The organism is Carboxylicivirga sp., assembly GCF_982718395.1.
In genome coordinates this window covers 1-21,647 of sequence record NZ_CEXQWX010000104.1, presented here as the reverse complement: position 1 = coordinate 21,647, position 21,647 = coordinate 1, and the positions used below count along the sequence as shown (strand labels likewise).

13 protein-coding genes are annotated in these 21,647 nt (G+C 40.3%); 8 read left to right on the top strand and 5 right to left on the bottom strand.

Translation table 11 applies throughout. The features are described from left to right. Positions 1 to 648 (bottom strand): sugar transferase (locus tag AC4MRQ_RS17205; protein ID WP_491198940.1); only part of this gene is annotated, 648 nt, incomplete at its 3' end. 294 nt (positions 649 to 942) lie between these two features. Between AC4MRQ_RS17205 and AC4MRQ_RS17200 the strand changes: the two genes are divergently transcribed. The 8 genes from AC4MRQ_RS17200 (at position 943) to AC4MRQ_RS17165 (ending at position 17,839) form a co-directional block, all read left to right on the top strand. Then, positions 943 to 1,593 carry a protein-L-isoaspartate(D-aspartate) O-methyltransferase gene (locus AC4MRQ_RS17200; protein ID WP_491198939.1) on the top strand — a complete coding sequence of 217 codons (651 nt, stop codon included), beginning with the start codon at positions 943 to 945 and terminating at the stop codon, positions 1,591 to 1,593. A 161-nt stretch (positions 1,594 to 1,754) separates the two neighbouring features. After that, positions 1,755 to 2,111 carry a four helix bundle protein gene (locus tag AC4MRQ_RS17195; RefSeq protein ID WP_491198938.1) on the top strand — a complete coding sequence of 119 codons (357 nt, stop codon included), beginning with the start codon at positions 1,755 to 1,757 and terminating at the stop codon, positions 2,109 to 2,111. A 107-nt stretch (positions 2,112 to 2,218) separates the two neighbouring features. Further along, a complete protein-coding gene (locus tag AC4MRQ_RS17190; protein WP_491198937.1) occupies positions 2,219 to 2,860 on the top strand; it encodes an MBL fold metallo-hydrolase in 642 nt (213 codons plus the stop codon). 439 nt (positions 2,861 to 3,299) lie between these two features. Continuing rightward, positions 3,300 to 6,170, top strand: coding sequence for an aminomethyl-transferring glycine dehydrogenase (gcvP, locus tag AC4MRQ_RS17185; protein WP_491198936.1), 2,871 nt, complete (start codon positions 3,300 to 3,302; stop codon positions 6,168 to 6,170). Positions 6,171 to 6,297: 127 nt separating this feature from the next. Continuing rightward, the gene (locus AC4MRQ_RS17180; protein WP_491198935.1) at positions 6,298 to 7,311 is read left to right on the top strand and encodes a DUF4097 family beta strand repeat-containing protein; all 1,014 of its coding nucleotides are present in this window, start codon (positions 6,298 to 6,300) and stop codon (positions 7,309 to 7,311) included. A gap of 272 nt (positions 7,312 to 7,583) precedes the next feature. Then, positions 7,584 to 8,300: a LuxR C-terminal-related transcriptional regulator gene (locus tag AC4MRQ_RS17175; RefSeq protein WP_491198934.1), complete on the top strand. Its 717-nt coding sequence runs from the start codon at positions 7,584 to 7,586 to the stop codon at positions 8,298 to 8,300. Positions 8,301 to 8,710: 410 nt separating this feature from the next. After that, a complete protein-coding gene (locus tag AC4MRQ_RS17170) occupies positions 8,711 to 13,438 on the top strand; it encodes a hypothetical protein (protein WP_491198933.1) in 4,728 nt (1,575 codons plus the stop codon). A 21-nt stretch (positions 13,439 to 13,459) separates the two neighbouring features. Then, complete coding sequence (locus tag AC4MRQ_RS17165) at positions 13,460 to 17,839, top strand: hypothetical protein (protein WP_491198932.1); 4,380 nt, start codon at positions 13,460 to 13,462, stop codon at positions 17,837 to 17,839. Positions 17,840 to 18,302: 463 nt separating this feature from the next. Here the strand turns inward: AC4MRQ_RS17165 and AC4MRQ_RS17160 are convergent, their stop codons facing one another. From AC4MRQ_RS17160 to rpmH, 4 genes are all read right to left on the bottom strand, one after another. Next, positions 18,303 to 19,277 carry a D-alanine--D-alanine ligase gene (locus tag AC4MRQ_RS17160; protein WP_491198931.1) on the bottom strand — a complete coding sequence of 325 codons (975 nt, stop codon included), beginning with the start codon at positions 19,275 to 19,277 and terminating at the stop codon, positions 18,303 to 18,305. Between the two features lie 27 nt (positions 19,278 to 19,304). Beyond that, a complete protein-coding gene (locus AC4MRQ_RS17155; protein WP_491198930.1) occupies positions 19,305 to 20,357 on the bottom strand; it encodes an RluA family pseudouridine synthase in 1,053 nt (350 codons plus the stop codon). Between the two features lie 9 nt (positions 20,358 to 20,366). Then, entirely contained in the window at positions 20,367 to 21,182 is an 816-nt protein-coding gene (locus AC4MRQ_RS17150) for a PASTA domain-containing protein (protein WP_491198929.1), read from the bottom strand. A 166-nt stretch (positions 21,183 to 21,348) separates the two neighbouring features. Next, positions 21,349 to 21,507 (bottom strand): 50S ribosomal protein L34, encoded by a 159-nt coding sequence (gene rpmH, locus AC4MRQ_RS17145; protein ID WP_491198928.1) that lies wholly within the window; start codon positions 21,505 to 21,507, stop codon positions 21,349 to 21,351. Positions 21,508 to 21,647 lie beyond the last annotated feature (140 nt).

The window sequence follows — 21,647 nt, the reverse complement described above, 5'->3', positions numbered from 1 at the left end:
TAAAGAATATTTGCGCATGTAGAATAATTCCAGCTTAAGCCGTTGTAACATTTCTGTTTTGTTTTCGGCATAACCAAACAAGACCTGTCCTAAAGATGTAATACCTGGTTTCACTTTTAAAAGTTCATAAAATGCAGGTTCATCCTTAACAAGTTGCTCACTATAATACTGACGTTCCGGACGTGGACCAATGACGGACATATCACCTTTAATAACGTTAATGAATTGAGGAAATTCATCAATTCGCCATTTTCTTAAGAAGCGACCAAATGATGTAACACGTTTGTCATTTAATGACGAAAGAGCCGGACCATCTTTTTCTGCATCCGTATACATGGTTCTGATTTTTAGTATCTGAAATACTTTACCATCTTTTCCAACGCGCTCTTGTTTATATATAAACGGACCATCTGATTCCCTTTTCACTTTCCAATAAATAAATGGAATGAATGGAGCCAACATAGCTAATCCTACAATTGATATTGCATAATCACTTGTTTGCTTGATAACCATTTTGGTATTTGACCAAACAGGTACAGAAATTATATTTGAGCTTTTATGTTCTTTTAGAGTTTTATCCAGCTCTTGTTCGTATGCATATGTATAACCGGGTGCTACTTGCATGATTTTTTCCCTATCTTTCAACATTTCCCAAAATAAGTCTGTGTAATATAACGGATGGATTAATGATTTATTACATGACGATTTCTTCTTTTTACTTTAAAAGGCAATACTTGTTTCAAAATATGAAAGTTAACTATTAAAAATTTATTCACATTGTAATTTTAGATTGAATTGAATTATGATTGTTTTTCTAGCTTTTCGTGATACAAACACTTTAATACATAATTGAACAATCAACATTAGAGTTACACTGGTGTGTTGACCTTGTTCAAAAAAAATGGAAATGCATAATTCGAATAAAACATTATTTTTGCCGCCATGGAGCTTAATGATTCATTCAGACATAAAGGAATGCGTAACCGGCTTGTGCAAGAGCTGAAGGGAAAACAAATTACAGATCCAAATGTGCTGAAAGCAATTGGGAATATACCACGACATTTATTTCTTGAGAGCAGTTTTATAAAGTTTGCCTATCAGGATAAAGCCTTTCCAATAGGAGCCGGACAAACGATATCGCAGCCATATACAGTAGCACTTCAATCGCAGTTACTTGAATTAAATGGAAGCGAGAAAGTGTTAGAAGTTGGAACTGGTTCAGGTTATCAGGCTGCTGTATTAATTGAAATGGGAGTAAAGCTATTTTCCATTGAACGTCAGAGTGAACTTTATCATCGTTCAACTCGTTTGTTGAGGGAGTTAGGTTATCAGGGACGCTTCTTTTTAGGCGATGGTTATGAAGGTCTGCCTGCCCAGGCACCGTTCGACAGGATTATAGTCACGGCAGGTGCCCCTGTAATACCAAGGAACTTATTAGTTCAGTTAAAGATAGGTGGGATTCTGGTTATCCCGTTGGGCGAGAAAAAACAGGTATTGACTCGCATTGTTCGACTGGAAGAAGATGAATTTGAGCAGCAGCAAATAGAAGAATGTGCCTTTGTTCCAATGCTGAATGGTATAGTTGGAAAATGAATGAATGTTTGATTTACGACTGAAGGATTTATGATGTGGCATGTGAATATATATTAGCGTCGACATTGGATGAGAAAACTTATCGCAGTCAAAGATGTTTAATGTCAGCGACTTACTTTGTCAATTCTTACTGCTAATTAGGATCCTAAACTAAATTCATAATGAATAAGCAAGAGTTAAAAAACAGGACTAAGCAATTTGCTGTTAGTATTATTCATCTGACAGAGTTTTTACCCAATACATATCTTGGCAGACATATTAAAGGACAGCTTATAAGATCAGCATCATCCGTAGCTGCAAATTATCGGGCAGCTTGTTTGGCGCAATCAAGGGCAGCATATATTGCTAAATTAAGTATCGTTATTGAGGAAGCAGATGAATCTGAGTTTTGGCTGGAACTTATAAGCGAAAAACAATTAACAGATCATTTTTCAATGAAAGAACTTCTAAAGGAGGCTCATGAACTGGCATCTATATTTATAGCCACCCGAAAAACATTAATGCTAAAAAATGAATAAACATTTAGATGATATAAATGTATAACCCGAAGTTTAAATCCAAGAAAGACTTATACAATTCATCAAACATCATAATTCATAAATCAAACATCAAAAATAAATATCCAATGATACAAATAGATATTTTACCAATTAATCCGTGGCAGGAAAATACCTACATCTTATCAGATGATACCAAAGAATGTGTAATTATTGATCCGGGCTGTTTATCACCAGAGGAACAAGAGTCAGTAGTTAATTTCATAACAGAGAAAGGATACAAACCGGTTCGACTGCTACAAACGCATATGCACCTGGATCACGTTTTCGGAAGCAAGTTTATAGCGGATAAATACGACTTAAAGCTGGAAGCCCATAAAGATGACGAATTCTGGGGAGAACAAACGGTTGAATATGCAGCCAATTTCGGTATGCAGTTGGATGCCAATCCACCAGCTATTGGTAATTATTTGAATGAAGGTGATAAAATTACATTTGGCAATTCGTCGATGGAGGTGATTCATGTGCCGGGACATTCGCCCGGTGGCATTGTATTTTATAGTGAAGATGATAAGATCGCCATTGTGGGAGACGTACTTTTCAGGGAAAGTATTGGTCGGGCTGATTTACCGGGTGGTGATTTCGAAACACTGGTATCACAAATAAGACAGAAGTTATTGATATTGGATGATGATGTGACCATTTATCCAGGGCACGGACCTGCATCCACAATTGGTCATGAGCGTGCCAACAATCCGTTTTTAAGTTAGGTGTTCTTACGAAGATAAACTATGCAAATACCCGGTTGAAGCTGTATTTAAACCGGGTATTTTTATACATGTTCAGGTGGTTTTAAAATTACCTTCTGATAGTTTCCAAAAATCGTCACTTCGATTTCCAAAAATCCTGCTGACGGTTTTCAAAAACCCTACTGATGATTTTTAAAAATGGACATGACGATTTTTTAAAAGCCTGCTGACCGTTTTTTTGCTTGTGATTATTTACTTGCAACAAGTCCGCGATCTTTTCAAACTTCGAACAAACAAACCATATAGGTGTTGCAATACAAGGTTGTGATCACAATGTTATTTGATAATTATTTTCTAATAACCAAGCAAATATCATTTTCTTTTTAGGAATTAATTAGTCATTTTGAAATTGTAAAAAAATATCTAACAGGTTTAAACAAAAACACTAATATAAAAGCATATGGGAACAGATAAGTTTGTCTCTCGCCATATTGGTCCAAGGGATCATGAGATAGACGCTATGCTAAAGCAAGTTGGCGTATCATCTATGGATGAGCTAATTGATCAGACTGTACCTTCTTCTATTCGTTTAGAAAAACCATTAAATATTGGTAAAGGACTAACTGAACGTCAGTATTTTAGAAAGATTCATGATATTGCTCAACAGAATAAAGTATACAATACCTACATCGGCATGGGGTATTACGATGTAATTACACCAGCTGTTATTACACGTAATGTTCTTGAAAATCCGGTTTGGTACACATCCTATACACCATATCAGGCAGAGATTTCACAAGGTCGTTTGGAAGCCTTGTTAAACTTCCAGACCGTTGTAACAGAAATGACTGGTATGGAACTAGCCAACGCTTCATTGCTTGATGAAGCAACTGCAGCAGCAGAAGCAATGGTAATGCTTTTCAATTCGCGCAGTCGCAAGCAGGCAAAGGCCGGGGTAAATGTTATGTTTGCCGATGAGAACATGTGGCCTCAAACTAAAGAGGTACTAATTACCCGGGCAAAACCACTTGGTATCGAGTTGCAATTTGGGGATATACATTCCTTTGAATGTAACGACAAGGTATTTGGAGTGATGGTGCAATATCCGAACTCCAATGGTACTGTTGAATGTTACAAAGCCTTAACAGAAAAGGTTCATGCAAGTGATTGTCGTATTGCTGTGGCGGCCGACCTGATGTCATTAGCATTATTAACACCTCCGGGAGAATGGGGTGCTGATATTGTATTTGGAACAACTCAGCGTTTTGGTATTCCAATGGGTTATGGTGGACCACATGCTGCTTATTTTGCTACTAAAGAAGAGTTGAAGCGCCAATTACCTGGACGAATCATTGGTATCACAAAAGATATTAACGGAAAACGTGCTTTACGTATGGCATTGCAGACTCGTGAGCAACACATTAAGCGTGAGCGAGCTACCTCAAATATCTGTACAGCACAGGCTTTACTAGCCACAATGGCAGGTTTCTACGCTGTTTACCATGGAGAGGAAGGCATCAGGCGCATTGCTGAGCATATCCATTCCGTTGCAAATCAGATTGCTCAGGAAGTTGAAAAACTTGGCTATAAGCAATTAAATGCTGACTTCTTCGATACCATCCGTTTCCAATTACCAGAAGGAGTTAAGGTAGAAGAGATAGAACAGTTCAGTCTTGATTTAGAGATGAATTTCCGCTATTTCGAGAATGGAGAGGTGGGTATTAGTATTGATGAAACTACCAACCTGTTTGATTTGAACTGGATTGTTGAGGTGTTTGCGAAAGCTGCTGGTAAAGAAGTACCGGTTATAGGTGATTTCAACGAAGAGTTAGCTATTAAACCAGAATTAGCTCGTAAGAGCTCTTTCTTAATTCAGGATATATTTAAAAAGTATCGCTCAGAGGCTGAGATGGTGCGTTATATCAAAAAGCTGGAGCGTCGAGATATTTCTTTAACGCATTCAATGATTTCATTGGGTTCTTGTACAATGAAATTAAATGCATCGACAGAGATGTTCCCATTGAGCTGGATTGAGTTTAATGGGCTGCATCCATTTATTCCAACAAATCAGGCATTGGGTTATCACATGATGATGGATGAATTGCGTAACGATTTGTCCGAGATTACAGGTTTTGCTGACGTGAGTTTACAGCCTAATTCAGGAGCAGCAGGCGAATACGCCGGTCTGATGGTTATTCAGGCTTATCACAAAAGCCGTGGTGAAGGGCACCGTAATGTGTCAATTATTCCTGCATCTGCCCACGGAACCAATCCTGCTTCAGCTGTGATGGCAGGAATGAAAGTGGTTGTGGTTAAGTGTGATGATAACGGTAACATCGATGTAGATGATTTACGCGCGAAAGCTGAAGAGCATAAAGACGATCTTTCAAACCTGATGGTAACATACCCTTCAACACATGGAGTGTTTGAAGAGTCAATTATCGAAGTGTGTCAGATCATCCACGATAATGGCGGACAAGTTTATATGGATGGTGCCAACATGAATGCACAGGTTGGTTTAACCAGTCCGGGACACATTGGTGCCGATGTTTGTCACCTGAACCTGCATAAAACATTTGCCATTCCACATGGTGGTGGTGGCCCGGGTGTTGGCCCGATTGGTGTAGCTAAGCATTTGGTAGAATTCTTACCAAAACATTCAGTTATAGATAATGGCCGTACAGGTATTACAGCTGTTGCTGCAGCTCCTTGGGGAAGTGCAAGTGTATTGCCAATCACCTATGGTTACATTAAAATGTTGGGAAGTGAAGGATTAACTCAAGCTACAAAAATGGCTATCTTAAATGCCAACTATATGGCTTCTCACCTGAAAGATGACTACGGTATTCTTTACACAGGTAAGAATGGTCGAGTTGCTCACGAGATGATTTTGGAATGTCGTCACTTTAAAGTTGACTCAGGTATTACTGAAACAGACATTGCTAAGCGCTTGATGGATTATGGTTTCCATGCTCCGACACTGTCATTCCCGGTATATGGAACGCTGATGGTAGAACCAACGGAAAGTGAATCGCTCCAGGAATTAGATCGTTTTATAGCAGCCATGAAGTCAATTTATGCTGAGATTAAAGAAGTGGAAAATGGAACAGCTGACGAGGAAGATAACGTGTTGAAAAATGCACCTCACCCAGCTTATAAAGTGGTTTCTGATGAGTGGAATCATTCCTATGGACGTGAAAAAGCAGCTTATCCATTACCATATATTCGAGAGAATAAATTCTGGATTGACGTAGCACGCGTTGATGATGCTTATGGTGACAGGAACCTTGTTTGTGCCTGTGAGCCAATTGAAAGCTACATGGAAGTCTAAGATTAATTAGATATTATAAGTTAGCCTGGCAATTCGCATTGAATAGCCAGGCTTTTTTATGTTTTAATTCAGAAACTTTTGTAAAAACAAAGCGTACCATTAGCCATAATAATCTAAAAAAAGGATAATGAGAAGAGTTTACTTTCTTTTAATGACACTAATCCCATTGCACATAATGGCGCAGGAAATGCCAGTTGTTGCCAGTGCCAATGAAACGTTCGAAAATATCACCAGCATTTCGGTTGAAGGTGAGTTTTGCAAGGTCGATGTTACCAAGGGGGAGCAGGTAAGTTTAACGGCTGAGTTAAAAGCAGCTAAAGATTTGGAAGGCTATGCTGTCGATTTTCATGAATCAGCTGGAGTATTAAACATTAAAGTTCAAAAGCCAGAATCAGGCTGGACCTCTCATTCCGGTTTTGTTAATTTAAAAGTACCACAAGGAGTAAGTATAAATATTCAAACAACTTCGGGCTATATTAATTTAGTCGGTATTTCAGGTTCACAATTACTGGCTGAGTCAAAATCGGGTAAAATTACGGCTGACAACCTATCAGGTAATGTAACCTTAAGATCTAAATCAGCTTCCATCAAGGCAAATAATATCACCGGAAAGTTGAATGTAAAATCCAAAGGTGGATCGCAGGCAGTGCGTTACGTAAAAGGAGATGTTTCTTTATATTCAAGTGGAGGGGCGATGATTGTTGAGAATATCAAAGGAAGTCTGAAAACAGAATCGACAGATGGAGAGCAGACAATGAAGGAAATTGAAGGAGAAATTTATCTGAAGACAAAGTCTGGTGCCATGAAACTATCCAATGCGAAGGGTAATATTGGTTCATTATCTGTATCTGGAGTATTAAATCTGTTTGATGTTGAAGGTACGTTGCAATTAGTAGCAACCAAAGGCTCAATTATCGGTAACCGCGTGAAGCTAACTGCTTCTTCTAATTTTCAGACAACAGAGGGAAAGATTAAGTTGAAGTTTCTAAATGACAAGGAGCAATTGACATTTGCTTGCCAGTCTGAACATGCCTATATCATTGCCTATGGGAAATCAAAAAAGAAGAAACTGAAAATGGGTGCAGGACCTATTGTTGTAACAGCAGTTAGTACAACAGGAGCTATGAATTTTAACAAGTAGTATGGTTTGAATAACTAGTAAAGCACAGTTAATTTTATTGTAATACTCGTCGTTCAGCTAATTAACAGCAAATCAATCTAATCGGGCGACGAGTATTATAATGTTAGGAGCCAGGTTGTTTTGAATAATAGTTGGTTTTGACAATGAAGTGTTTTATTGATAATTTGTGTCATTACAGGTGAAAAGAGGTTGATATTTATTAGTTAAATGAATCCCTTGGGTTTCAGACTACAGGTTACGAGCCTTTTGTTTCAGCACAAATGAATTTCTATATGGATTTGCTTGCTAATAAAGCCCTGGTTGAACAGGAGAACATTCCAACAGAATGTGCCAATGATTTTTATGCAGAATTACTAACTTCTTTTGTTTCAAAGAATATTATGCTTCAGATGCTTTCTGATGTTAGTTCAATATGTGCTTTTATCTATTCAGCGAAAACAAACCGTATTGAATACGTCAATGATAATTTTCAAAAGTATTTTCAGTTAAGCATGGAACATTTTAAGTCCCCGGCAATCAGTCGGTTTATTTATTCCCGTATCCATCCGGATGATGCCAGGTTTGTTAAGAAGTTGGAAAATAGCGTTATAAACGGAGGGCATTCAAGTAGTCTTAATAAAGTCTTTCGCATACGGATGCACGATAATATTTATCATCCCTTGCTATTCATGATTTTCAAACTAAGTATTATTAACCAAAAGTATGAGCACCTTAAAATAGGGATTCAAATTGATTTTACTTCGTTTGAAGAGGATCACCTAACTGACTCGGAGTACCAATTGTGTCAAAAAAAGATCACCGAATTATCTAACCGGGAACGCGATATCCTGAGACAGGTAGTTAAAGGGCACACAGACAATGAAATTGCAATAATTCTTCATTTAAGCTTCCACACGGTTCAAAAGCACAGAAAGAACATTTTGAAGAAGTTACAGATCAGAAACACTGCAATCCTTGCTTATATTGCTGGCAAGTCAAATTTAATTTAATCCTTCACTTACCTTGTCAAAATACCCCTTTTGGGTTATTGTTTTTTGTATTTCCTCCTCCTACATTTACAGTGATTCTTTAATTTCTGCGGCACAATTAACTATACATGAGAAATACTTGCCCCTCCTGAGTTTTGTTGATTGCCGGAAATATCCAGGAGGGGATAAGTTAAGCTTACCCACAAGTACTAAAACAAACAATATTGATCGTTCGTTGAAAATGATTCTTATTTGAATAAAGTATTATAAAAGCCACGCAGGCACGTCGGTATCTAGGCTTCACTTTTGCAGAACTTGTTGTTTTCAGACATCGTTATCTTAAATTTTTAAGGACTCTTCCCTTTCATATAAATATCATGTAACTTGTCTATCTCAACCCGACCTTACATAAAGAATGTAAAGGGATTATTATGGGTTTTAAGTATTTGCAGATTAAAAAGAGTCATCGCTTAGTAAAGCAAAGTGATGCAGTTAAGGCGCCTCAGCGTCGTTCTTTTTTAAAGGCTATTGGAGTAGGAGTATTGGCCTGGAATCCTTTAATTGAATCAGTATTTGCAGTTACACGTCGACCATTTAAATTAATTGGCAATGACAAACAATTACTCGTCTATCGGAATGGGCAATTGGCTTGGGAAATAAGTCATCATGTGTTTGAGTCCGATTATAGCCTAAGTGTTAAAAAACAAAAGGATGAATACTTAATAAGCGCTAAAAACCTGAGCTATCATTTCACGAACTTACCGTTGAGTTTAAAGGCTCGCATTTATCAGGATCGGGGGGAGTGGCGTTTAGATCTTAGAATTCCCCAATTAAAAATTAAACAAGAAGTCGATTTTATCTCCTGGCTCGATGATTTACAAAGTGTTAAAGGAGTAATCAATCCTCAGATTCTGGTTAATTCAGACAAAGCCTCGATTGCTTTGCATCACAAGGCATCCTGTAGTTTAAACTCAAAGTGGGAACTATCACTTAATGCACCTCATGCTATTCAACTGGATAATATCACCGGTACTTATACAACAAGCAATATATTAATTGCTCCATCCAATGCAGATAGTCAATTTCTTAAATCCTCATCAGAGCACTCGAGTTACATCAGCTTTAAGAAGTTTGAGGAATGGAGGCGATTTGTAAATATTCACTTACCAAGTCATCCTTTGGCATCCATTGATAAGAAGAATCCTGATTTAACCATGCGACTTTCGAATGACCTTCTGTACTGGACAATGGACAATGAGGGTCGCATAGAATATCAGTTTGGAGAGTATAAGAAGTCTTTTAAGCAGTCCTTTTTGTTTACTGAGTATTGCATTAATCAACAGCCTAAAGTCTACCTATCAGCCAGTATTGATAACTCATGGTTACCAACCGGAGTTGGAGCATTTCAGCTAAAGCAAAATAGGGAGAAGCCCGATTACGAATACGAAGGCGATTTAAATGGGCGCATAGAGGAAAAGTTTCAAACTGGCTTCAATGCTTTTAAACCCATTGTTGAAGGTGGTGTTGGTCTGATGGCAGCTAGTGATAAATCTTATGACTTATCTATACACGATCAGGAACCAGTGAAGCGGAAAAAGACAAATACAAGCCAACTGACCATTTCGCAGGATAAGGTAGTGTATCGCCCTAAAAAAGCTTTGAAGTTCAGAATACTTCGACCGGAAGATCTATTAACCTTAGAGTTCGAGTTGCACAATTTCAGTCTGGTACGACAAGGCGCAGTATCCTTTGCCGAGCTGACCAATTCGAAGAAAAAAGGACTGGTAATCGTTTCTTTTAATACACAACATACCCTTGAGGAAGCTTTTTATGAAGCCAATAAAATTCCGGGTGTCAGTAATTCTGATGATGTCATACTGCCTGCGAAGCATTTGCGCGCAAAAAAGAGCCGTTTGGTCTATGAATTACCTGCCAATAGTAAAGGCATTCCTTTAACCATTGAACAATTGCTCAACTGGGGTCACCTTAAGTTAAGAGTTAACCCGAGGGCGTGGATTAAGCTGCCGCAACTTAAGAAAGTAAAAAGGTTAAGTGTTGATTCGTCTTCAAGGTTAGATGCCCCGTCTTCGAAAAGAAAATATCTGGAGAAAGATTCAAAGGATTTTGCCATCAAGCTATATAGCCACTCTAATCGCAATATTTCTAAACAGAATATATACGATCAGAATAATTTAGGGCAAATCCTTCCCACTGATAAAATGCAGACAGTCAGTCCGAAATTTAGTGTTTTTGCCATTAAAAATGTGAATCTTAATGTTGGACCTGTACCTGCGACAGACACATCTATTGAGGCACCCGCATTGATGTATATTTCACCCAATCAACTGGGAGGTTTTACTCATAAAGGGCGATTAATGCTGCGGGAACACCAAGAGCAGACATCAAGTTTAAGTAAGACCCCCGGTAATTTTAATCTGGCTGCTGATAATTTATCAACCAATAAAGGCTCGATTGCCGAATTGTGGCACACCATTCTGGGAACCACACTAAAGGGTGGAAAGGTAACCCGTCAATTATCTGCTTTTAAAACCATCAGAGCTTTATGGGCTCATGAAGCTAAGGTTGACTATAAGCAATTGCCGCCATTGGGTGAACCATTTATGGCTTCATTGGATGCCAATGACCGGCACGTGCTGGTGCATACCACATCCAATTATTCTATTGCAGGCTATTATCCAAAACCAGTTGTCGTTAATAACCTCATGTTGTCTTCTCTGGGAGCTTACCTGGACTGGCAAGCTTATTTCGATGTGCCATCACCGGCAGATACAGAGCTGAACATTATCGAATGGGAGCATTTGGCCACATTAGGACGTGATCACTACGTTAAGGTGGTGCGTGAAGGTTATCTGTTTCCTTTTGGTCATCGGGCCGCGTTGGTAAAAGTCACCGAACGTAAATTTCATAAAGGAACCAAATCAGCAGTTAACCGGCAGCGGATGTATGTGGTAGTGCTTGAGAAAGAAGTAAGTTACCAACGAAACAATCCGGATAATCAGTTTATTCCGTTTGCTTTTGAACAGGTGAAAATAACGAGCTCTCAGACACCTAATATTGATAATCCTTTGGACAATCCGATTATTAATGTTCCTTCCGGCTCTAATACCTTGAAACGTTTAAGTCTGGCTAACCAGCAAAAGCGATTTAGTGGTTCCGGCAATACAGCCTATAACTTTTACATTAATGTGAATGGTAAAGGTTATTTGTTCGATATGGTGATTACCGACAAAGAGGGATTCGAACATGCATTGCAGATGCCGCTTGTTTTTCTTGAAAATAGGGTAGCACGACAAAGTAATTTAATGCAGCAATTGATTGAGAAATACAATCCTAATACGGCCTATAACCAGATGGGCATGAACGAACAGAACATTGCCTATGCCGAAAGCATGGTGGGTGGAGATACAGCATTCGAAACGCAAACTATTCAGTTTGGAGCTGAGCTTTATCCGGCAAAAGGAGTAGCCGATATTAAATTTCATCCGATCATTCAGAAGGCAGAAGTTTTTATCAAGCAATTGAATGAAATGACTGGTGTGCGAAAAGCAACCAGCATTCAACTTGAGGATGACAATAACGAAGGGAGTGTCTTTGCCACAGTCAGTGGTGCAGTGGTTGATTTCTCAAATGGCTCAGATAAAGCAGGCGGTTTTTTGTCGCCTAACATGAATATATCAGCTTTAAGTAAATTGCAGGGACCATTGGGAGGTGATTTGGCAGATAATAAAGATTTAACTTTTAATCCTGATGATTTCTTCAAAGCCCTGGAAGAATTTCCGGTAGCTAAAATCTTTGGAGTGATCAAGATATTTGATCTTCTGCTTGGCGACTTAAACCTAAGTGGTGCTTTCGATGGCATTAAAAACACCACTAAACAGATCAAAAACGAAATTGATGATATCAAATCAGAGATACTTTATCTGGAGAATCAGGCGAAAGAACTGCAGGAGGATTTAAATGATGAGATCAATAGTTTGAAGCAAGCCATCAAGGATAAAACGCAAGAGTTGATGGACACCCTGAATGGAAATATTCCAAAGATTCCCAATTTTAAAACCTATGTGACGTCTGAAGCTTTTTATGCAGAATATAAATGGCAGCCCGAGTTTAAATCGAATCCGATAAAGGTGATCGACGATATTTTGCATGTTCGTGTGGATGATCCTCAAAAAGCATTAACCATCACAACATCCATCGAAAAGCCATTTGAAGCAGGAAAGGAAGCCAGCTTCGGCGGAGTGGCACGTTTCGAAAAATTTGGAATTGATTTGGTACCAATGCTGGCCGTTAACTTCAACTATATGGAGTTTAAAACCGGTAATGCACAAAAAACTAATGTCAAGGTAGATATTGATTCGGAGAAGCCAATTGAATTTAAAGGTGCTTTGAGTTTTGTTAATAATCTTCAAAGTATTATTCCTAACACAGGGTTTTCTGACGATGGGCCATACATCAAACTACAACCCACTCAGGTAACCGCCGGATTTAGCATTGGAATACCCAACATTGAAGTGGGTATTTGCATGATCAGCAATATCAGCCTGGGAGCACATGTGACATTACCTTTTACAGGCGCACCTTTAGAAATGGGCTTCAACTTCTGTAAACGCGAAAACCCGTTTATGCTCACCATCTCATGCTTTGGTGGTGGAGGCTACTTTATGTTGATCACCACTTTAAAGGGTTTGAAATCAATTGAAGCAGCCTTTGAGTTTGGAGCCGCTATATCACTCAATGTGGGTGTTGCATCAGGTGGCGTGTCCGTTATGGGCGGTATCTATTATAAATTTGAATTGATCGAAAAAGCACTGCCAACGCCCGATGGCGAGATTATAGAAGAAATAGGTTCATCCACCATCACGGGTTACCTGCGCATCAACGGGCATTTATCGATATTGGGAATCATTTCTATATCGATGGAGTTCTACCTTGCCTTTATCGCTGTTTTCTCAGATGGTAAGGTGCAAAAGCTGGAAGGTGTCGCTACCATTAAAGTAAAGGTTGAGGTACTGTTTTTCAGCAAAACAGTAAGTGTAACGGTTCGTCGGGAACTGAAAGGAGCCGATGCTGATCCGAAATTCATTGAAATGATTGATGAAGATGATTGGCAGGAATACTGTCTGGCATTTGCCGGATAATAACTATTGAAAAAGTCTGTTATGGAAATTATATTGACCACATTACCCCACCAACGCGATTTGGAAAACGATTTGCTGAAACTATCGGTCTTTGTTTCGGTAAAGCTCAATACGCCCAATGATACCACTTTGAATACCTTCCCGGATATTTTGAACTGGCCGGAGAAGATATTGAATGCCAGTTTTGCTTTTAGTCTGGACGATGGAACAATAGTAGAGGCACAACTTGATCAATCAATCATCAGGACTGAATTGTATCAACGCATTCTGCATCCCGATGTGAAGGTCGATGATTTTAAGGACGATGAAGAGTTGCTGCAAAAGCGCATTTATTCATTTCCGGTAAAGCATGTACAGGACTTTATTTTCAAAACAGTGAAAGAAGAGGTTTTGGTCAATCCATCGCGAAAGGTAAAACCGGAACGTTTTGTGAATGAGATGGAATTGGGTGCTATCAGTCAATATAAACTGCAAAGCGATGAGGTGAAGCGTGTATCAGATAGGAAAGTGCGAAAGGCAGCGAACGGTTCCTTAATGATCAGACAGCAGGATGAAGATTTGAAAATTCGCCAATCAGTAACGGACAATCGTTTTAAGCGTTTCGAAAAGCAGATGAATCCAAAGAGTGACTTTGCCGAGGTAAGGCAGTTTCATAAGGTGGATAAAGCTTTCAAAACAACGCCAAAGTTGCAGTTAGAGAAACCACGCTTTGAGTTTCACGATATTATGGCAACCATCAACAGCTATCCGCAAATCATGCGACAGATGGGCTTTGTGCTCGACTTTACCATTTCCAATCCTGATGATTGGTCAAAGAAAGGCACGATTCGTGTAGTGCCACAGGATCTCGAAATCAGTGATGATTATACCTTATCGATTCCTTCTACGGCTTATGAACTGACAGATGAAGGCTTTTTTACCCGCGATCAGGCCAATTCACTTTTTAAGCAAGGATTTGTCAAAATTAATTCCGATGCTTTTGAAGTCGTGCAGATTGATGCCGATGGAGCTGCCTTAAAAACCAACAACATGGCAGAAAGTAAGGTGCAGGAGATAGCCCGTTTTTATGAAGTGAAAGATGAGATTGCCAAAAGTAAAGTGGTTCGGGCAGAGATACTGGACGAAGTAGAACCGCCGCAGGAAGAAGGCTTGCCTTATATGCGTTCAGCTGGAATTGCTATCACCAAAAATGGCATGGCCGAACATTTGTTTGAACGTATCAAACGTAGCGTGGAACTAAAGAACGAGTTCAGCACGCAGAAGGTGAAGTCAATCGATTCGAAAGCACTTAAAATAAAAAAGAATTCACCTTTACAGATTAAAACCTTTAAAGCCAGGCAACCAGTTAAAGCACTGTATTCAGATGATGTGGTGCAGGGCTATCGCATGGACATTGCCTATGAAGAGGAGCCGGATAAATGGTATTCGTTGCATTGGCGGCAGGATGCCTATCAGTGGTTTGATGAGAGCAATACGGCGCATCCACTTGATAATGTCGTGCCGGATGAAGGCTTTATTCAGTTGGGATTGACAGAAGATCCCGATAATCCCGATGACGTATTTGTTTCGGAAACCATTGCCCGTTGGGAAGGCTGGAGCTTATCGGTACGCAAGCCTGGCTATGCTATCAATGAGTCGGATGACTATGAATTAAAAGAAGGGGAGACCGATAAAAAGGATTTTGTGCATCAGTCAAAAAACGTGGAAGCACAAAAATATGCCTACGACAGTGAATTGGATTTTCGCATTCATGCCGAATCCAAAACCATTGCCGGAACATTGCCACGTCTAAGATTTGGTAAAGAATATCGTCTACGTATCCGTACAGTAGATCTGGCAGGCAACAGTGTAGCGCATACATTTATTGCTAGTGACAAAAGCAGTTCGGAGCGCGGCAATATCAAATACCTGCGTTTTGAACCATTGGCAAGCCCCATTGTATTGGTGGGAAATACACTTAAGGATGGTGAGTTTTTGGAGAGCATGGTAATTCGTTCCAATTACAACCAGTCGGTGCAGGAGTATGAAGCAGCGCATCCTGTTGCCAATCAGCAATTGGATGACCATTCACTACGGTATTTACTTCCGCCAAAGAACAGCCAGTTGATGGCCGAGTGTCATAGTATGTTTGAAAAAGCCTTTGGTGATCCTGATAAAGCAAAAGATATCTATAAGATAATCACCGAACACGAAGGCTTGTATCAACAGGACGAAAAGAATAAGGAGAAGGTATACCAGCCTTCAGAAGTGGAGATTATTTACCTGCCCGATCCTATGGCGGCGGGTGTGGCCCTTTTCCTGGCCGATGATTGCGAAAATACACATACGCAGGAGTTTGAACCACGCCTGTTTAGTTTCTTTTCAAAGGATGAAATAAAAGCAACAAAAACCGATCAGGTGGATATACCGGAAGATTGGTACAAGGCCGGAATTATCAGAATCAGACTGGAGGAAGGTGAATACAATGCAGAATGGAATAAATCTTCACGGCAATTGACCTTTTATCTTCCTAAAGGTATTCGCACCCGCATTCGTTTTAGCACGTTCTGGCGCGAGAGTGATCTAAAAGATTTATCGGCCATTTGGCAAATGATAAAGAATGAGGCAGAAGGTGATTTGAAAGAAGCCAAAGAACTGGCCTTTTCAGGGCGTCATTGGATGGTGAGTCCGTCGCGCGAAATGGAGTTGGTGCATGCCTTGCAACAGCCCCTTGACGAGCCTGTGATTGAAGAATTGCTTCCCAACAGGCAGTTTGGTCAAACACATGCCGATATCAATATTCGTTTTGACATCCATGGTGAAAGTACCGAAAAGGTGGAGGTACAGGCACGGTGGACGGAACAGTGGGACGATGGTATTTCAGTAAGTATAAAAGAAAAGCAGGGTCGAAACAGTATCCCCGATCTGCTGATTAACTACCACGATGATGTGGTGACACGTGGCACCATTCCTGAGCCGGAACAATTAAAAGTAGCACAGGTTGATAACATTAAAAAGCCCCAGTTGAAACTGTTTACTATGCGCAACCGAGAGGCATTTGAAGCAGATCCTCAGCCAAGGGCGCGCCGTTTGAACAAAGATTACAAGCGTGATAACGGAGCATACCAATTACATCGTGTAGAGAAACAAAAAGCCGTTGATTCGCTGGTCAACCGCGTTCGCTTTGATGTGGAAGCATATAAATTTAACTTCCTGAAACGTGTGAATCTTCGGATGCTTCCTTTGAAACATCATTTTGGAGACACGCGTCATCGATGGGTGGATTATCGCCTGTTGGCTGCATCGCGTTACGACGAGTACTTTGATAAGATACTGGTGGCTAACCCCCAATTGAAAACCAGCCGGCTGAGCGAATGGAAAGAACAGGTGAATATTCCCAGTTCGGCCCGGCCCAAAGCACCCGAGATTGATTACATCATCCCGACTTTTGAATGGCGGAAAACACAGAATGAAACGGCCATGCGCCATCAACGTCTGGGAGGCGGTTTACGGATTTTCATAAAGCGTCCGTGGTTTTCATCTGGTGATGATGAAATGTTAGGCGTTATCCTGCCGCACACAAAAAGTCAGTTAACCAGTTTTGTAAGTCAATCGCCAGGCTATAATCAGGCTTATACAAGTTGGGGAATTGATCCGCTCTTGTACTCGGTTCAACCGCCGGGTTACTCACCAAAGGTCGATGACTTCTTTATGAATCCGGTGATCGATCATGATTTGTCCTATCCTGAAAAATCATTACGGGCTAAGGTGGTGGGTTATCCTGTTCATTTTGATGAGGAGCGGCAGCTTTGGTTTGCAGATATGCGCATTAATGCACACAATATGTACTTTCCTTTTGTGAAGTTGGTTTTGGCACGATATCAACCGTATTCAGTGCGAACCGACGAGAAGGATGTATGCTTGTCACCGGTGGTAGCAGCTAATTTCACGCAGTTGATGCCTGAACGTCAAACTACTGTGCGTTTTAATAAAGCAGGCGCACATTCTAAATTTACCCTTACCATTGAAGGACCCATTTACAATGAGAAGTACGCTAAATACGGTAACTATAATTTCCTGAAGATAAGTTTTCAGGATACCAAATATTCAAGGCCGATCTACGGTGCAGTCACTGATGATAATGTGGATAAGGATTTAAAAGAGGAGACTTTGGTGATTCGTTTATCCGGGAAATATGTGACGAACAATAGGTATCGTGTATCCCGGGAGTTTAAGCTACCGGCCAAGTACAAAAAAGATGCTTACCAGATTATTATAGAAGAGTATGAACGCGGCCCCAACAGGATTGCAGGCTTGCCGCCAGCTTATAAAGATCGCCTGGAGCAATCAGCTCAAACGGACCGTCTGATATATGCTGATGTATTTAATGTCAATGAAACACAAATGACCATATCGGGTTAGGTGCTTAAGGAAGGATTTATACCTACATGTTATGCATCACTCGTCGTCCGACTAATAGACATTAAATTGATTTAGTCGTCCGACAAGTTTTTTCAACCTCATCTGCTGACTATCAGCAGTATGTTCATGTCAGCTGGTGAGTACGAAAAGACTCGCCACATCGTTCTTCGGTGTTGCCGGAGCTTACGGCAATAGGGAATCATTTAGCGGCAACATGGAATCATCCTTCGGCAATACCCCCGCATCATTCTTCGGTGTCGCCGACACTTGCGGCGGAAGGGAATATTCATTCTTCTGTGTTGCCGCAAGCTTCTTCGACGTTGCCGCGCTCTGCGGCGGTATGGAATTATGATTCGGAAATAGCGAATAATCGTACGGCGATACATCCGCAAAGCAATTTGATGTCGCCGGAGCTTGGGGCAGAAGGAAATTAATCTTATATCTTACGTCTTATGTCTTGAGTCTAATATTTAAACTCACTTTCAATGATGTCGCTGAATACGTCCTGAATATTCAAACCAGCCGCTTCAATTTGTTGGGGAATAAAGCTGGTGACAGTCATGCCGGGGGTGGTGTTTACTTCAAGCAGGAATATTTTATTATCACTGATGATGTAGTCAATACGCACAATGCCCTTACAACCCAGAATATCATAGATCAATGATGTGATTGACTGGATACGGTCTCTGACTTTATCTTCGATACGGGCAGGTGTAATTTCTTCTACTCTGCTGGCGGTGTATTTGGCCTCAAAATCAAAGAATTCGTTTTTACTCACCACTTCCGTCACCGGAAAAACTTCCTGTTTACCGGGTATCTTATACAAGCCACAGGTGACTTCAGTTCCGCTGATAAACTGCTCAATAATTACTTCGTCACTTTCGGTGAAAGCTTTTTCGATGGCAGGAGTTAGCTGCTCTGCTTCCTTCACTTTTGTAATACCAAAGCTCGATCCGCCTGCATTGGGTTTCACAAAGCAGGGCAGACCCAATTGCTCCACAATGTCTTTGCTGTTAAAGCTATTGTCTTTGCGCACCAATACCGAGTCGGCCACAGCTACACCAAAACCCTTCAGGTAAGTGTTACAGGTAAATTTATTAAAGCTGATCGAGGCGGCCTGCACATTACATGTGCTATGCGGAATTCCCAGCATATTGAAATAGCCTTGCAGTAATCCATCTTCGCCAGGAGTGCCGTGAATGGTGATATAGGCGAAATCAATCTTAATTTTTTCGTCATTCATCACAAACGAAAAATCGTTTTTATCAATCGGATACTCATTGTCATCCACTACAGCACACCATTTTTCTTCGGTGATTAATACAGGGTAACGCTTGTATCTCTTGGCATCAATAAAGCTCATGATGCCTTCTTTACTTTTTTCAGATACAATTAATTCGGATGAGTAACCTCCGTAGATGACAGCTATATTTTTCATTGGACTTGTGACTGTATATGTGATGGATTAATCGTTTTCTCTGCCGGCAATATAGCCTCTCCATTTTTCAATGCAATGCATCATATCTTCCGGAATATCCGTATTAAAATCGATGTATTCCTTTGTGGTAGGATGCACAAAGCCTAATGTTTTAGCATGTAAGGCCTGGCGGGGTAATATCTTAAAACAATTTTGAACAAATTGCTTGTACTTTGTAAATGTGGTGCCCTTTAATATCTGGTGACCACCATAGCGCTCATCGTTAAACAGCGGATGACCAATGTGTTTCATATGGGCACGTATCTGGTGGGTACGTCCGGTTTCCAGGCGGCACTCTACCAGTGAAACATAGCCCAATCGTTCCAGTACTTTGTAATGCGTTACGGCATGTTTGCCACGATCACCATCAGGGAATACGGCCATTTGTTTGCGGTCTTGCAGGCTGCGGCCAATGTTACCAGTGATGGTGCCTTCGTCTTCTTTAGGCTGTCCCCAGACAAGTGCCAGATAGGTACGTGTCGATGTTTTCTCAAAAAACTGACGGGCCAAAAAGTTTTTAGATTGTTCAGTTTTAGCCACCACCAATAAACCGGATGTATCTTTATCGATGCGATGCACTAGTCCCGGACGCGGGTCTTCAGAGTTAAACAATGGCAGATCTTTTAAATGCCATGCCAGGGCATTTACCATGGTATCGGTATAGTTACCATGACCCGGATGTACCACCATATCAGGCTTTTTATTAATAATGATTAAGTCATCATCCTCATAAGGAATGTCCAAAGGAATGTCCTGTGCTATGATTTTCAGCTCACGGCGTGGAAACGACATAACAATGGTGATGACCTCATTGGGTTTAATCTTATAATTCGATTTAACGGGTTTGTCATTTACCCGAATGTTACCGGCAGCGGCAGCATCCTGTATTTTATTACGGGATGCATTATCCACACGGTTCACCAAAAACTTATCGATGCGCAATGACTTTTGTCCGGGATCGGTTACAAAGCGGTAGTGCTCATACAACTCATTGCTTTCCTCCAGCTCATCTAATTCTTCTTCCTGCAAATGATCGGTCATTTCGGCTTATTATATTTCGGGTTGTTCAACAATATCGTTTATTACAGTTTTGGCAGAGTCCACACTTAACCAAATGTCGATAGATGACCCCAGTGGTATACGTTCACCTTTGTCGGCCGATGGTTGTTGTTTCCATATCATGGCAGCAAGTGAGTCTTCTGCTGTCTGCACCGATTCATCAAAAATAACAGCACCTACATTGAGTGAAACAGATACAGAGTAGCTTTTAGCCTCATCCAGTGTCAGCGATGTCAGGTCGGGTACATTGGTGCGAACGGTGCTTAGTCCTTCACCAATATGCAAGTCAATTACCGAGCCCTTCAGTACAACGGTTCCCGGTTCAACCGGCTTACCCTTGTATAATTGTTGAAGCACCAGGTTACGGTACTCGCTTGGCACATAAATCAATTCGCCTGCTTTCAGACCATATGACTCTAGAATCACCTTGGCATTTCGAAGGGAATAATCCACCAGGTTAGGGATTTGCACTCTTTCAGGAGCAATGGCTTTGATGGTAAGGTGAATGTTCCGGTTTTCTTTTACCATGCTTCCCGGTGCCGGAATTTGCTCGATAACAGCTCCCGGAAGAAAATTATCAACATGTGCCGAATCCATAATGTTATATCTGAATCCTTTTTCTTTTATAATCTGGCTGAATTGATCTTCGGTCAGCCCTCTGAAATCAGGAACCGGATAATATTCACCGTGATTGGTGTATATATTTATACTAACAAAAGTAGCAATAAGCACAAGTGCAATTACCACAATTGCAGCGGTAATGTTTTTGACAAACACATTATCAATTATTTTTTTTAGTAAAGCCATAAGAAATTCGATTTAACGATCAATGTAAAATTTACAAACCATAACAATTCGTCATTTGATCGATGAGTCCAAAAATAGTAAAACTTCTGCTATCAAACTTACGGGCATAAAAAAAGTAAAGAACCCAAAAGTGGATTCTTTACTTTCTATATTTTGAAGCTTAAAATTAAGCTTTGTGTCTTTTTTCGCTTGAAACGCTTAATTTCTTACGACCTTTAGCTCTTCTTGCTGCTAAAACTTTACGTCCACTAGCGCTGGACATTCTTTCGCGGAAACCATGCTTGTTTCTTCTCTTTCTGTTCGAAGGTTGAAATGTTCTTTTCATTGCTATGTAATTTTTTTCTTTTCTTTGATTGCAACATTCCAAAAGAACAAGTTCGGGAGCATCATTCTTCCAGATTGTTAATTAAGCCAATACCTTAGCTTTTCGGACTGCAAAAATACACGTTTTTTTCTTCTTCCAAA

Coding starts and splice junctions, on each gene's coding strand:
- AC4MRQ_RS17200 (WP_491198939.1), top strand. CDS start 943: ATGGAGCTTAATGATTCATTCAGACATAAAGGAATGCGTAACCGGCTT.
- AC4MRQ_RS17195 (WP_491198938.1), top strand. CDS start 1,755: ATGAATAAGCAAGAGTTAAAAAACAGGACTAAGCAATTTGCTGTTAGT.
- AC4MRQ_RS17190 (WP_491198937.1), top strand. CDS start 2,219: ATGATACAAATAGATATTTTACCAATTAATCCGTGGCAGGAAAATACC.
- gcvP (WP_491198936.1), top strand. CDS start 3,300: ATGGGAACAGATAAGTTTGTCTCTCGCCATATTGGTCCAAGGGATCAT.
- AC4MRQ_RS17180 (WP_491198935.1), top strand. CDS start 6,298: ATGAGAAGAGTTTACTTTCTTTTAATGACACTAATCCCATTGCACATA.
- AC4MRQ_RS17175 (WP_491198934.1), top strand. CDS start 7,584: ATGGATTTGCTTGCTAATAAAGCCCTGGTTGAACAGGAGAACATTCCA.
- AC4MRQ_RS17170 (WP_491198933.1), top strand. CDS start 8,711: ATGGGTTTTAAGTATTTGCAGATTAAAAAGAGTCATCGCTTAGTAAAG.
- AC4MRQ_RS17165 (WP_491198932.1), top strand. CDS start 13,460: ATGGAAATTATATTGACCACATTACCCCACCAACGCGATTTGGAAAAC.
- AC4MRQ_RS17160 (WP_491198931.1), bottom strand. CDS start 19,277: ATGAAAAATATAGCTGTCATCTACGGAGGTTACTCATCCGAATTAATT.
- AC4MRQ_RS17155 (WP_491198930.1), bottom strand. CDS start 20,357: ATGACCGATCATTTGCAGGAAGAAGAATTAGATGAGCTGGAGGAAAGC.
- AC4MRQ_RS17150 (WP_491198929.1), bottom strand. CDS start 21,182: ATGGCTTTACTAAAAAAAATAATTGATAATGTGTTTGTCAAAAACATT.
- rpmH (WP_491198928.1), bottom strand. CDS start 21,507: ATGAAAAGAACATTTCAACCTTCGAACAGAAAGAGAAGAAACAAGCAT.